Annotated in this window: 7 protein-coding genes; 2 read left to right on the top strand and 5 right to left on the bottom strand. The window is 72.1% G+C overall.

The annotated features are described in order from the left end of the window. Window positions 1–60 precede the first annotated feature (60 nt). A complete protein-coding gene (locus MZC64_RS37735; protein ID WP_247764461.1) occupies window positions 61–1020 on the bottom strand; it encodes an SUMF1/EgtB/PvdO family nonheme iron enzyme in 960 nt (319 codons plus the stop codon). Window positions 1021–1122: 102 nt separating this feature from the next. Continuing rightward, window positions 1123–2289: an MFS transporter gene (locus MZC64_RS37740; protein WP_247764462.1), complete on the bottom strand. Its 1167-nt coding sequence runs from the start codon at window positions 2287–2289 to the stop codon at window positions 1123–1125. A 98-nt stretch (window positions 2290–2387) separates the two neighbouring features. Between MZC64_RS37740 and MZC64_RS37745 the strand changes: the two genes are divergently transcribed. Continuing rightward, entirely contained in the window at window positions 2388–5504 is a 3117-nt protein-coding gene (locus MZC64_RS37745) for a BTAD domain-containing putative transcriptional regulator (protein WP_247764463.1), read from the top strand. Window positions 5505–5886: 382 nt separating this feature from the next. Next, a complete protein-coding gene (locus MZC64_RS37750) occupies window positions 5887–6951 on the top strand; it encodes a nucleotidyl transferase AbiEii/AbiGii toxin family protein (RefSeq protein WP_247764464.1) in 1065 nt (354 codons plus the stop codon). Between the two features lie 2 nt (window positions 6952–6953). On the opposite strand, the gene MZC64_RS37755 is transcribed toward MZC64_RS37750, so the two are convergent. Genes MZC64_RS37755 through MZC64_RS37765 form a run of 3 tightly spaced genes read right to left on the bottom strand, consistent with a single transcriptional unit; the run spans window position 6954 to window position 14205 of the window. Further along, window positions 6954–8891 carry a hypothetical protein gene (locus MZC64_RS37755; RefSeq protein WP_247764465.1) on the bottom strand — a complete coding sequence of 646 codons (1938 nt, stop codon included), beginning with the start codon at window positions 8889–8891 and terminating at the stop codon, window positions 6954–6956. Next, window positions 8888–11068 carry a hypothetical protein gene (locus MZC64_RS37760; RefSeq protein WP_247764466.1) on the bottom strand — a complete coding sequence of 727 codons (2181 nt, stop codon included), beginning with the start codon at window positions 11066–11068 and terminating at the stop codon, window positions 8888–8890. The genes MZC64_RS37755 and MZC64_RS37760 overlap by 4 nt, the downstream gene beginning before the upstream one ends. Then, window positions 11065–14205 (bottom strand): tubulin-like doman-containing protein, encoded by a 3141-nt coding sequence (locus MZC64_RS37765; protein ID WP_247764467.1) that lies wholly within the window; start codon window positions 14203–14205, stop codon window positions 11065–11067. Before MZC64_RS37765 ends, MZC64_RS37760 begins: the two co-directional genes overlap by 4 nt. Window positions 14206–14238 lie beyond the last annotated feature (33 nt).

Here is a 14238-nt window from a genome sequence, read left to right on the forward strand (position 1 = left end):
CGTCCGCCCAGTGGACTGTGGGCTGCGCCGACCGGCACCGGCCCCGACCGAGCGGTTGGTTCAGGCGTCGGCGGCGCAGCGGAAGCCGATGTGGTGGTGACCGGCGAAGGGGTCCCGGGAGTAGCCGTCGCGGTCGGTGGCGCGCAGGTTGGCGGCGCGCTCGTCGTGCGAGCTGCCCCTGGTGATCCGCGACTTCTGGGACTGCGGGTCCTCCCGGCCGTCGTTGGCGACGTAGGGGTAGGGGCGGTCCAGGGAACTGGTCCACTCGTAGAGGTTGCCTGCCAGGTCCTGCACGCCTTCCGGGGTTGCGCCTGCGGGGTGGGCGGTGACCGGGCTGGTCTCGTCGTATGCCTTGCCGTACTGGGCGCGGGTGGCATCCGGCGCGGCGTTGCCCCACGGGTAGGTGCGGCCCTCGGTGCCCCTGGCGGTGGCTTCCCATTCCGCCTCGGTGGGCAGCCGCGCGCCGCGGGCCTGGCAGTACTGCAGCGCGCCCCACCAGTAGACCTCGTTCACCGGGTGCTCGGCCACGGTGCCCTCCACGGCGAAGCGGCCGTCCTGGCGCAGCACGCGGGAGTCCTCGTCGGTGTCGTTTGTGGTGAACACTTCCCGGCCGGAGCGGTCCCGGACCGCGTCCCGTTCGAGTCTGCTGACCGGCCCGTTCCACCGGCGCGGGTCGCCGCCGCGCGCGTTGACCAGGTTCCCGACCGATCGGTTGGCCCAGTCCACGAACTGCCGGGTGGTGACCGGGTAGATGTCGATGTGGAAGGCGTTGAGGGTGACCCGGTGCGCGGGGCCTTCCTCGTCCGGGCCGTCGTTTCGCCCCAGCGGGTAGGAGCCCGCGGGGATCCGCACCATGCCCTCCGGCCGCTGGCCCGGCGGGAGGGTGGTGGCCGAGGTGGGGGTGGTCGGTGCGGGCAGGGCGGGCAGATCGGACGGGGCCGCCTCGGGGACGGCGCAGCCGGCGGCGGTGAGGACGGCCGCCGCGAGGGCGATTACGCGCAGGTTCCGGTGGTTGCTCATAGTTCGGACCATACATGTATCTCTAGAACTATTTAAGCGAGGACAGCAGGTCAACCGGTAGCCGACAGGTCAAGGGCCGCCGTCCTTGCCGGGTTCGCGCGTCTACCGAACGGTCGGTCGGGACGCGTGCAGCTGCTTCCGTCTGCTGGTCGCCAGATTGACGAGCAGCCCCAGCACGCTCACCGCCGCCGCGAGCAGTCCCAGGCGCGCTGGGGTGAGCTGGTCCTGTAGCAGTCCGCCGAGTGCGCCGCCCAGGGCCACGCCCAGGTAGATGGCTGAGTTGTTCAGGCCAAGCAAGATCGCGGAGGCGCTCGGGGCGTGTTCGACGAACCGGCTTTGCTGTGGCACCACCGGCAACGACACCGAAATGCCCCACAGCACTGCCCAGACCACGGCCGCGATCAGGTTGCCGACTACCAGTGGGCTGAGTGCCAGCAGCACGGCCGCGATGGCCAGGCCCGCGGTGACGACCGCGCGGGGTGGGTGGCGGTCGGCGAGGCGGCCGGCGACGGTGTTGCCGATCATGTTGCCCACGCCCCAGGCCAGCAGGACCACGGTCAGCGCGGGGGCCGAACCGCCGGTGGCGCCGGTCAGCGCGGGGGCGATGTAGGTGTAGAGGACGTGCGTGCCGGCCAGGGTGAGGGTGGTGACGGTGAGCATGGCCAGCACGTTGAGTTCGCGCAGTGGGGCCAGCCGGGCGCGCAGCGGGTCGGCGGGCAGGGTGATCGGCGGCAGGGACACGGCCACGCCGATCGCGGCCAACACCCCGAGACCGGCGACCGCCCACAGCGTGAGCCGCCAGTCCGCGCCGCCGATGAGGGTGCCCGCGGGCAGGCCGAAGGCGATGGCCAGGGTGAGGCCGCCCATCACGGTGGCCAGGGCCCGGCCGCGGCGATCGGGTGGCGCGATCGCCGCGGCGGCGCTGAAGGCGGCCGCGCCGATCAGGCCGGCGCCCGCCGCGGTGGCGATCCGGGCGAGCAGCACGGTGGTGTAGTCGGGGCCCAAGGCGGTGGCCGCGTTGCCCGCGATGAACACGGCCAGGGCCAGCAGCAGGGCGGCGCGGCGGGTCATAGCGCTGGTCAGGGCCCCGAGGATGGGGGCGGAGACGGCGAAGGCCAGTGCGAAGGCGGTGACCAGCTGGCCGGCCGCGGCCAGGCCCACCTCCAGATCGGTGGCGATCTGCGGCAGCAGGCCGGCGATGATGAAGCCGTCGGTGCCCACCGCGAACATCGCGGTGGCCAGCGGCAGCAGGGATCTCTGGGTGCTCAAGTCCTCACGTCCTTCTCCGGCGGTGCTTGCCCGCTCACCCTCGGCGCGCCCACTTGCCGGCCGCTGTCCGTGCGCTGTCCGGCGGTACTGTGGGCCCGGTGCGGTTCGGGGTGCTGGGTCCACTCGTGGTGTGGAACACCGAGGACGCGCCGATCCCGGTGCCCGGTCCCGAGGTCCGCGCGTTGCTGGCCGTACTCCTGGCCCACGAGGGCGCCTGGGTGCCGGTGCAGACGCTGATCGGCGAGTTGTGGCCGGAGCGGCTGCCCGCGAATCCGGGCAACGCGTTGCAGATCCGGGTGTCCCGGTTGCGGCGGGCCCTGGGCGAGCGGGACCTGGTGGAGTACCGGGCGAATGCCTATCGGCTGCGCGGGGACTCCGATGCCGTGCTCTTCCAAGGGTTGTTGCGGCGGGCCCGGTCCACTGTGGACCCGTGGCCGCGGGTTTCGCTGCTGTCCGAGGCACTCGGGTTGTGGCGGGGGCCCGCGCTGGCCGAGTTCGCCGCGGAATCCTTTGCCCAGCCGGTGATCCGGCGCTGGCAGGAGTTGCGGCTGACCGCGGTGGCCGAACTGGCCGAGACCCGGCTGGCCCTGGGCGAGCACGACACCGTGCTGGCCGAACTGGCCGAGTGGGTGCACCGTTTTCCCGGGCAGGACCGCCTGCGTGCGGCGCAGCTCCAGGCCCTCTACCAAGCAGGTCGACAGGCCGAGGCACTGGCCACCTACACCGAGTTCCGGACACACCTGGCGGCGGAGCAGGGCCTGGATCCGGGGCCGGAACTGGCCGCTCTGCACCAGGCGATCCTGACCCGCGATCCCGCCCTGGACACCGCCCCCGCGCGCCGGCCCGGCAACCTGCCGACCCCGGTCACCGAGTTGATCGGCCGGGACGCCGAGCTGGCCGAGACCGGGAAGGCACTGGCCGCGGCGCGGCTGGTCACGTTGACCGGGCCGGGTGGGGTGGGCAAAACCCGGCTGGCCATCGCCGCCGCCACACAGCTCGCCGACGGTTTCCCGGACGGGGCCTGGCTGGTCGAACTGGCCGGGCTGGGCGGGCCGCACGCCGCGGACGCGCTGGCCGAGGCGGTGATGACGGTGCTGGGCATCCGGGAGAACGCGATGCTCGGCCCGATCCCGGCCAGTGGCGCGCTCGGCCACCGCGACCGGCTGATCGCCTACCTGTCCGGCAAAAAACTGTTGCTGGTGCTGGACAACTGCGAGCACATCGTCACCGAGGTGGCCACCCTCGCCGTGGCGCTGCTGTCCGCCGTGCCGGGGCTGCGCGTCCTGAGCACCAGCCGCGAACCATTGTCCACCCCTGGCGAATCCGTGCATCCGGTGCCACCGCTGGATCTGCCCGTGGACCCGGCCGATCCGCACGGCTCGGGCGCGGTCCGGCTGTTCTGCGCCCGCGCCCGCGACGCCGACCCCGGTTTCGCGCTCACCGCACACAACGCGGCGGCGGTGACCGCGCTGGTCCGCGGGCTGGACGGGTTGCCGCTGGCACTGGAACTGGCCGCCGCCCGGGTGCGCGCGCTGGGCGTGCGGGAACTCGCCGACCGCCTGGACGACCGCTTCCGCCTGCTGTCCGCGAGCAACCGGGGCGCGCCCGCCCGGCAACGCACCCTGCACGCGCTGCTGGACTGGAGCTGGGAACTGCTCACCGATCCCGAACGGGTGGTGCTGCGCCGTCTAGCGGTACTAGACGGGGGCAGTCTGGCCGCGATCGAGGCCATCTGCGGTGACCCGGAGCTGCCGGTGGCCGAGGTGCTGGCGCGGCTGGTGGACCGGTCGATGGTGACCGTGCTGCCGGAGCACCGGCGGTACCGGCTGCTGGAGACGGTGGCCGCCTACGCTCGCGCCCGGCTGGCCGAGTCCGGCGAGGCGGAAGCGTTGCGCGCCAGGCAGTCCCGCTACTACCTGACCCTGGCCGAGACCACCGCGCCCGACCTGCACGGCCCTCGCCAGCACGCGGCACTGTCCGAATTGGACGATGAACACGGCAACTTCCAGCAGGCACTGGCGCACGCGGTCGCTGAGGATGCCTTGCGGCTGGTGGATTCCCTTGCCTGGTACTGGATGCTGCGCGGCCGGGTCCGCCAGGCCCAGCGCTGGTGCGACCACGCCCTCGCCACCGCCGCGCCCGGTATCCGGACTGCCCGGGTGCGCTGCTGGGCGGCCGGGATCGCGATCGTCGCCGACCCGGATCCAGCCGCGGCCGCCAGTGCCCGCGCCGCGCTGGCCGGCTTCGACGGGCTCGATGATCCGCTCGGCGCGGCCATGGCGCACTGGTTTCTGGCCTACGTCCTGTTGCACGCGGGCGATCTGGACACCAGCGAGGAACTCGCCGCGCACGCGGCCAGGGCCTTCCGCGCGCTGGATCACCCGTGGGGCCTGGCGGTGACCACCTGCGTGCAGGCCAACCACGCGCTCACCCACGGCGACCTGGACACCGCGCACACCCACGCCGAAGCCGCCGTGGCCCTGTTCCGCTCGCTCGGCGACCGTGGCGGCGAACTGCTCACCACCTACCCGCGCGCGACCCTGGCCGAACTGCACGGCGACTACGACCGGGCCGAACAGCTGCACCGGGACGGCCTCGCCCTGGCCGAGGACCTGGGCATGTGGGCCGAGGCCGCCGACCGGTTGTGCGGACTCGGCCGGATCGCGCTGCTCCGCGGCGAGCACGCCACCGCGCACGATCACCTTGCGCGGGCACGGGAACTGGCCGCCGAACGCGGGTTCAAGCCGGGCGAGATGCACGCCACCATCACCCTGGGCCAGCTCGCCCGCCGCACCGGCGATCTCGCCACCGCCACGGCCTGTCTCACCGAGGCCGCCGACTGGTATCGCCGCACCGGCCGCGCCCCCGGCTACGCGGTCGTGCACACCGAACTCGGCCACCTCGCCCAGCTCCAGGGCAACCCGACCCAGGCCCGGATACACCACCAAGAGGCGCTGGCCTTCGCCCGCCGCCTGGGAAACCCGCACGCCGAGGCCACCGCCCTGGAGGGCCTGGCGGCGACCCAGCTCCCTGACGCTGCAACGGAATCTGCCCGACTGCTCGGCGCGGCACACGCCCTGCGCGCGGCCACCGGTGTTCCCTTGGCCGACCGCGCCGATCTGGACCAGGTCCTCAAGGTAACGCGGAACACCCTGGGCGACAAGGCTTTTGAGGCCGAGTTTGCCATCGGCGCACTGAGCCGACCGTCGCTGTGACAGGATCGGTGACATGTTCTCCGGCGACCTCGCGGTGCACCTGACCGGCTCCGAGTGACAGGTGGACGAACTGGCCGCGTTCACTTGGCAGCGGCACCCTGACCGAGCGGCACGAGCTGGCTGACCACTGACGAACCGAGCTGGTCGGGACGATCAGCATTTGCTGCGGGCAGAATCGAGGCTGCACCGTGGAATCACGGTATTCCGCAGTCCAATGTGGACGCTCATACGGAGCTATACTTCGAACACCATGTGAAGTTGCTAATACCCGACGACCAGTTCGGCACGATCTGGGCGCTGGGCGAGGTGATCAACGAGCACGACGCCCGCCTCATGCACGCCGAGGGCGAGGAGCGCTTCGTCACCCTGCGCCGCTACGGGGTTGGCCGCCCGGCTGGACGCGCTGCTGACCGCGTTGCGCGACAACGGGCACACCGTGCTGGAGGTCGAGGAAGAGTACGTCGTGCACGACGACGCGATCGAGATCGACAAGGGCTGGCTGGGGCACGACCCGGCCGCGGACCTGTTCGACACGCGGGAACATCGGCTGCGTACCGCGCCCGCTGGCGTCGAGGGATTTCCCGCCACCTATCAGCCCCTAGCAGTGCGGCCGGGTCAGGACATCCGGCAGCGGGCCGCGTTCGATCCGTCGGTCAAGCAGTTCGAGAACGCCTACCGGCCAGGCGAACCGGTGTTCGGCGACCCGGCGGTGGGTGCGCGCTGGCTGGCTGCCCGGCAGGCGGCCATGGCGCACGTGCTCGCCGTGGTCGCAGCCTCGCCGTGGGCGGAGAATCTGGTGCTGCGCGGCAGCGTCGTGTTGCGGGCCTGGCTCGGCGCGGCCGCCCGTGAACCCGGCGACCTGGATTTCGTGGTCGTCCCGGCAGGTCTTGCCTTCGACGGTCCCTACACCAAGTCCATGTTGGACGGTCTGATCGCCGCCCTGGCCAGCGACCCCGGACCCGGCCTGCGTGCGGATCAGGTGCGCTCCGAACACATCTGGACCTACGAGCGGGTGCCCGGTCGCCGGCTGGTGGTCCCGTTCGACGTCGACGGCCTGCCGCAGGGCGCGATCCAGCTCGACCTGGTCTTCAACGAGCCGCTGCCCGAACCCCCGGTCACGGTGGCGATCCCGCCGCTGGGCACGCCGATGCGCACCGCCTCCGCCAGCCTGTCCCTGGCCTGGAAGGTGCAGTGGCTGATGACCGATCGCTACCCGCAGGGCAAGGACCTCTACGACGCGGTGCTGCTCGCCGAGCACACCACCGTGCCCCTGGACCTGGTCCGCACACTGCTGCGCCCGGAACTGGGCCGCGAAGCCGAGGACTTCACCCCGGACTCGGTGCTCGACCTGGAGGTGGACTGGGCCAACTTCCGCGACGAACAGCCCGGTGTCGAAGGCGAGGCCCGGTCCTGGCTGGACCGGCTCGCCACGGCACTGGCCCGCTGATCTCACACTCCGACCGCACCCCGCTCTCCACCGAGCACACCAGCCATGGCCAGGATCGACACCAGCGGCTGCAACACCCGCGACGGCGCGAACCCGCGTGGGAACACGGGTTCCGCCGGCGCGGCCTCGGTGCCGGTGGCCGAGACGAAGTGCAGGGTGCAGCGGTCGAACACGCCGAACGGGGCCAGTGCGCCGAATTCCTGGCGCTGGTGCAGGAACGCGTACACGTCCCGGCTTTCCCGCCAGATCAGTTCCGGGTCCACTGTGGTGTGCCGCTGGTTCTCCTCCCGCAGCCAGTGGCTCACCGGCGGCTGGTAACGCAGCCGATCTGCTTTTGTCGCCACGATCGCGGCGGGCAACCGTTCCAGCTCGGGCACGGCCTGGAACCGGGCCAGGGACATCTCCAGCGCCTGATTCCCGCCGCGCTCCGGCGTCGGCTCCAGGCCGTGCACGAACAGCACCGCGTCGACGCCGATCAGGAACCGGGCGGATTCGTTGTCCCCCACCGCTTCCAGGTCCTCCCCCGCCACGTCGAAGAGCACCAGCGGCCGGGTCCGGTACGGCCCGCGGATCAGCAGGATCTCGGCCGGGCCGGTGACCTGCTTGGGGGTGCGGGGCAGCCGGGCGCCGCGACCGGCCGGTTCCAGCACGGCGGTGCGGTACTCATCGTGCCGGTGCAGGTCCAGCGGCACCACGGTCAGCCCGTACGGGGCGAGGCCGTCCTGCTCCACCAGTTCACGGACCAGTGCGGCCAGCAGGTGGGTCTTGCCCGCGGTCGGCCTGCCGATCATGGCCACCACCAACGGCGGCTCGTGCGTGAAGTAGGTGGCGGGCAGGTAGTGCTCGTCGGTGTCACCGGAGGGGTTGGGGCAGCGGCGATAGGTGTTGACCAGGTTCATCTCGCCCTTCACCGGATCCCGGCCGTGCACCGTCAGCTCGTGGTAGGCGCCGTCCGGATCGCGCCGCCACAACCCGTTCTCCGGCGGTGGATAGCGGTCCAGGCACACCGGACAGCGCACCAGCGGTGGCAGTTCGTCGTCGGTGGTCCGGATCCGGCGCCACATTTCCCTGAGCCGGGGCCAGATCTGTCCGTCCTGGTCCGGTTCCGCCGTGGCGCGCTCGCGTTTGCGGCGCAGCGCCAGGTCGAAGGCGTGCTGACCGGGTGCCAGCCGCGCGCCGAGGTCGATCACCTTGGGCCGCACCGATTCCCGGAGTCGGTTCAGTAGCTCGGCCGGGCCGGGGCGGGCGGTGGGCGGGTCGGTGAACACGCCGTCGAGCAGCACCCGCAACGCGCCGCCGTTGGCGTGCAGATCCGGTGCGGACCGGCCGAGGTGGCCGGGGTAGGCGGCGCGCCAGATGACCAGTCCGGCATCCCAGATGTCCGCCCGGATGTCGCCGGGTGCGGCGCGGTGGAAGTCGAGCAGCTGAACCGACCGGGTGGTCGGGTCCCAGCGCAGCGCGTCCAGGTCCACGCCGCCATGGGTGAGTCCGGCCACCTCGGCCAGGTGCAGGGCCCGCAGCAGACCGGCCTGGAACCGGTGCCGGTCCTGGGCGGACAACCGCGGCAGCGCTGCCGCCGCGGGCACTCCCCTGGCGGGCTCCAGCAGCACGAACGGATCTTCGCTGTCCACGTCGTAGTACCGCAGTCGCGGCAGTTCCGGGGGATACGCCTCGGCCGGGAAGAGCTGGGCGAAGCGGTGGGTGGCCCGGATCTCCCGGTCCAGCGCCGCCAACGGGCCAGGCGTGCCCGCCGGATCACGCGGAACCTGCTTGTGCAGCAACGTGATCCCGTTGACCGCGACCAGCCGGGACGGCAACGGACCGTGCTCCGCGTCCGCGAGTGGCCGGGCGGGCGACTGACCATTCGCCACCTCCGCGAGCGGGCGCAGGGTGAGTGTGTGCACGGTGCCGTCCACGGCCCGGCAGCGAACCTGGTTCATTCGAACACCCCTTGCCGCAGCGGGACGAAGCGCATCGACCCGGCCAGTTCCGAGTCGCCGGTCCAGGCCACCTCGCGGCCCGGTCCGCCGCTCTCCCTGGTCAGTTCGCGCACCGCGGTGGAGGCGAACCGCACCAGCTCGGCGCCCGCGGCCAGCGCGCTGACCACGCCGAGGTGCCGGTGGTGGCAGAGCTGGGTCATCTCGTCCCCCGCGGTGCGGGACAGCGCCTCGGTGACCCGGGAGGCCGCCCACAGTTTGGTGGCCAGGGTGTCCCGGTGCGCGCGGTCGCCGTTGAAGGCGAACGGCGGCGCGGGCAGCAAACCGTGCCGCCGCACGTGCTCGTGGTAGCTCGCCAGCAGCCGATCGCAGGACCTGGTGTACTCGGCCGGGTCGACCGGCCGGCCCGCCTCGATCCCGGCCCAGCACGGGCGCAGCGCGGCCAGGGTCAGGTCCACCAGGTCGGTCAGCACCACCTCGCGCACCTCCTCGTAGACGTCCCGGTCCGGCGGCGGCTCCGGCTCACCGTCGGTGGCCGGGGCGATCTCCTTGCCTGGCAACGGGGTGAACAGGTCCTCGGTGCGGGCGGCGAGCGCGGCCTGGATGGCGGTCAGGCCCAGCACGGCCTGTCCGAGCCCGTCGGCGAACAGCGCCCGCCGGGCCGAGGGCCGCCAGTCCGCCCGCGCCACCCGGTGCACCAGCCGGTCGATCTGCTCGACCTGCTCGGACAGCTCGGCCAGGTCCACCTCGATCCGCCACCGCCGGGCACTGATCCACCAGCTCGTGGCCACCACCACAAGCAGCAGCAGCCAGGCGAGCACGGTCGGCCCGGCCGCCCAGGGCAGCGGTGGCGGACTCAGATAGGCCACCACCGCCCAGCCGGCCAGCGCCGGTCCGCCCCAGCACCAGGAGGCGGGCAGCAGGGCACGCCGGAGGCCCAGTTCGCCGGTGGCGGTGGGTTGCCGAGCGTGCAGCAGCAGTCCGCTGCCGAACCAGGCGATCGCCAGCAGCGGGGTGAACAGCCAGGGCAGCACGCCGAGCGCGGACAGCACCCCGGTCAGCGCGGACAGCAGCGCCGCGCCCAGTGGGGTCGGCCGGAGGTCGAACTCGGGCAGCTGCTGCCGTGGGGCGAGTGCGGCCAGGGTGTCCAGTGCCGCTAGACAGCCCTGCGGTTCGCGGTCGATCTTGACCGCGTTGAGGTCGGGCAGCAGCCTGCCGATCGAGCGGTACCGCCGCAGCCAGATTTCCACCAGCTCGCGCACCTCGTCCCTGGCCTGCCTGCGGCTGCCCTGTTCCGGGCCACGCAACCCGCGTTCGGCCCCGGCCAGATCGCCGGTCTGCTGCCCCAGCAGGCGGTCGTTGACGTGGCTGAGCTGGCGTTGTGCCTCCCGGTGGTAGGCGTCCGTGCTGGTGAATGCCTGGCGCACCGCCGCCCCCACCGCCGATCCCGGCCGCTGCGCCGCCAGTGCGGCCAGCGGGTGGTCCAGGCGGTGGAGTTCGAGTGCGGCGTCCCCGACCGCTCGGTTGGCTGCGGTGCGAGCCCGGTCCAGTGGGCCACCGGCCACCAGGACGGGCTCGGTCTCCTCGGCCTCGGTGAACCGGCCGATCGCCGCCCGGAACTCGGCCCTGGGTGGTTCCGGCGCGCTCACCCCACCGGCGTCCGGGTCGGTGAACAGGCTGATCGCCTCCTCCTGGACCCGGCGCCGCTCGGCCTCGTGCAGGCTGGTCCGCTCCAGCGCGAGTCCGACGCTGGCGGTGCTGTACGGCAGCGTGCTCACCGTGTGCACCACCGCGTCGAACACCACCGGCTCGGACAGCGCGGCGATCAGCTGGTCCAAATTGGACGGTGCGCTCGGCCGCACCCCGCGCACCAGGTGATCGGCGGGCCGCCAGTGCACCCCGTGCTCGTCGCTGACCCATAGCGTGGCCGCCCGGTCCACCGGGCCGAGCGCGGGCGCCGGCCGGATCCGCACCTCGTCCCTGGCCGCGCTGTCCCCGACGGCCAGGCAGATCACCCCGGACACCAGCGGACTGCCCAGCAGCTCCTGGTACAGCTCATCGTGCTCGGCCGCGGTGCCTGCCCCGTCGATGACCAGCACCGATCCCTCGATCCGGTCCACTTCGACCGCGCCGGCCCGCAGATCCAGCACGACTACCGACCGTTCGGTTGGCGCGCTCACCGGTCCACCGCCGGGGACTGGCAGGCGAAGTACTCGGTCATGCCGCGCAGGTTGGGGAAGGGCGCCTGCACCCCGCGGAAGGGCAGGTCCAGCGCGGCGGGCAGCGTCTCCTGCCAGAACTCCTCGATCAGGTCGATCTGCCGCGCGGCGTCCAGGCCCGGCCGGGCCCGCAACTCGTCCACCAGCCGGAGTTCCTTGGCTGGCAACTCGTACAGCAGGCTGAACAGCGGCGCGGGCGGGCCCGGGTTCCGGTCGATGTCCAGCGGCACCGCGGCGATCAACTGCTCGGCCAGGCTGCTGCGGGCCCCGCTGCCGTCGCTGAGCGCCCACTCCTCATATGCCTGCAACAGGCTCGCCCAGGAGGACAGCCCGCCGAACGGGGTCAGCTCCAGCACCAGCGGCGTGGCCTCGGCCCGGCCGGCCCGCACCCGCACCCTGGTGGGACTGCGGTCCTGCCCCGGCGCCTCGACCTGCACCCAGCCGTTCCACATCGCGTTGAGGAAGGACTGCAGGATCAGCGCCCGGTCGGCCGGGGTGGACACCGGGTAGCCCTGCTCCGTGCCCAGCCGTTGCCGCCAGGACAGCCGGTCCCCCGGCCGTTCGTGCCGTTGCGCCGCGCTGCGCAACCGGATCGCCTCGCGCACCTCCGGCACCTGGGTGATGCTCATCGAACTGCGGAAGAGCACCACCACCAGCGAGTCGGAGTCGTTGGGACGGAACTCCACCGCCTGCTGTTCCACCTGCAGCGTCCGCAGCAGCTCGCGCCCGAGGCATGCCTCCACCTCCAGATCGGGCGCGCCCGCCGGGTAGGAGATGAGCACCTTCAGCGTGCCCTCGCCGGAGGGGGCGTAGCCGCTGGGCACCATGCCGGCCAGCTGGTTGCGGAAGTGCGCCACGTCGGCGTCGTCGAGCAGGCTGCTGGGCCTGCCCGCCGCCGCGGTCAGCAGATCCCGCATGGCCGGGATGATCGCCCGCTCACCGCCACCGGGCCGCAGGCATTCCGACACCGCGCGCCGGATCCGCTGCCGCACCCGGTGCACGGCCACCTCTGGCCGTTCCCGCCCGGCCCGGTATGCCTCCCGCCAGCCGTCCGTGCCCAGGATCACCGAGACCAGGTCAGCGGCGGAAGTGTTGGTGGGCAAGCGATCCCGGTAGCGGATGACCAGGTTGGCCTTCACCCGCTGATAGAACGCCTGCATCTGGCCGTCGTCGGGCGGCAGCAGGTAGGACACGCCCAGCCGCCGCTCGTACAGCTCGGCCGAGCGCTGGGTGAACTGGCGTTCCTCGGTGGCGAGGTAGTCGGTCAGTTCCCCGGTCATCGCGGCCACCTGCGCGCAGAAGTCCTGCCAGCGCGGTTCCCAGATCCGCTGACTGCGAGCCCACGCCTCATGCCATTGCCGCCGCAATCGCCATTGGTACCAGGCGTTCTGCTCCTTGACCACGTTCTGCACGGTGTCATCGCCCCAGCGCGGCCTGCGCAGCACGGCCCGCCGGTGCAGTGCCTCCGGCTGGGGCGCCTGCAAGCCGAAGTCGTAGCCGGACGGGACCTTGGCGGATTCCATCCGGCTCTTGAGGATCCGCTCGAAGCCGCCCTTGTCCAGTCCTTCGGTGTAGCCGGGATCGCCCTGCAGCACCCGGCGCAGGTGGAACGGGTCGATCGCGCGCAACAGCTCCTCGGCCGCCCGTACCGGAGTGAAGTCCCTGGCCAGTCCGCCGATCCGCGGGTCGAGCAGTTTCGCGTTGCGCTCCAACGAGTCCTGCATGCTCCGGATCCGGGTGTTGAGCGCGCGGAGGATGGCGTCGTAGCCGACCGGGGCGTCCTCCACCTCGGCGAAACCCTCCAGCGGCGCGCAGGCCCGAAAACCGTCCAGCCCGCAGTCGGTGTCGAATCGCTCGATGTGCGGGCGGTTCTGCACCCCGGGACTGGTCGGGGTGGCCCGCATGTCCCGCACCGCCTCGGCCAGCAGCCGGGAGCCGACCAGGTCGGCCAGCTCACCGAGCGGGATGCTCAGTGAGGCGACCGAGGCGGTGGACAGTCCGCACCGCCCGACCCCGCTGTCGGCCAGTGCCGCGCGCGCGGTGTTGTCGTTGACGAACCGATCGGCGAACGGGACGCCGCCCTCGGAACCGGCGCTGACCAGTGCCATGATCAACGAGACCATGGACCGGATCAGGTCCGCCCGGCCCACCCCGTTGTCCGGGCGACCGAAGAGGAACGCGGTCTGCACGGTGGCCGGTTGCAGGCCGATCGGATTCGGCTCACCGGGCAACCGGATCGTGCTCCGCCCACTGGTCTGTCGCCCGTCCCGCAGCGCGTCCTCGACGCCCTGCGCGTTCTGGTCGTCGATCAGCCGGAACAGGTCGACCAGCGCGGAGGCCGCGTTGAGTACCGCCGGCCTGCCGCCGCCCATACCCTCCGGGAACGCGGACGGCAGCAGCACCAGCGGGTAGATTCTGGGCTGCAAACCGTTCTGCCGCACCAGATCGCCGATCAGGTAGAGGTAGTCCAGGAACAGTCCGCAGCCGGTGCCGCCTGCCACCGAGAAGACCACGAACACGTCCAGGGTGTTGTCCAGGGTCCCGCCGAGTTCCCGCAGCACCGGGCCGGAGGCGCCGATCCGTTGCAGGGCGGTGGTCACCCCGTGCAGCACGGCGTTCGGGCCGCCGCCCTGGCGCATCGTCTCGAACAAGGCCGCCCGCGCCACCGTCGGCAGCTGACCGGCGCCGGCGTCCAGTGGCGCGACCCTGGGGTCGGATTCCGGACTGGGCAGCCAGTCGATCACCTCCGGCTCGGTGCTGATCCGCAGCGATCGCTGCACCTGCGCGCTGTTGTGATGGTTGGGCGGCACCAGGTTCGCGATGAGGTTGGTGGTGGACTGGGCCGCGGCGTGGTGCTCGGCGCTGGGCACCACATTGGGCAGCACCTTGCTCAACTCATTCATGTTGAGGTCGATGTAGGCGAACTGCACACAGGACGGCAGTTGGTAGGGCCGGTAGTCGTGGCCACGCATCCGGCTGATCAGATCGGTGCCGTCCGGACCGCAGAACTGGGTGCGCAGCACACGTTCCAGTTCCTGCCCGGTACTCAGGCCGGTGCCGCCGATGCCGACCAGCAGCATTGCTCGATCGAGAGCCATTCCGTTTCCTCACCTGGGTTTCGCATGACTGGG

Source organism: Crossiella sp. S99.2 (assembly GCF_023094165.1).
Lineage (GTDB): Bacteria > Actinomycetota > Actinomycetes > Mycobacteriales > Pseudonocardiaceae > Crossiella.

What these genes read in the sequence shown, in the direction of transcription:
- MZC64_RS37765 (WP_247764467.1), bottom strand. Translation starts at nt 14,205, where the DNA reads ATGGCTCTCGATCGAGCAATGCTGCTGGTCGGCATCGGCGGCACCGGC.
- MZC64_RS37755 (WP_247764465.1), bottom strand. Translation starts at nt 8,891, where the DNA reads ATGAACCAGGTTCGCTGCCGGGCCGTGGACGGCACCGTGCACACACTC.
- MZC64_RS37735 (WP_247764461.1), bottom strand. Translation starts at nt 1,020, where the DNA reads ATGAGCAACCACCGGAACCTGCGCGTAATCGCCCTCGCGGCGGCCGTC.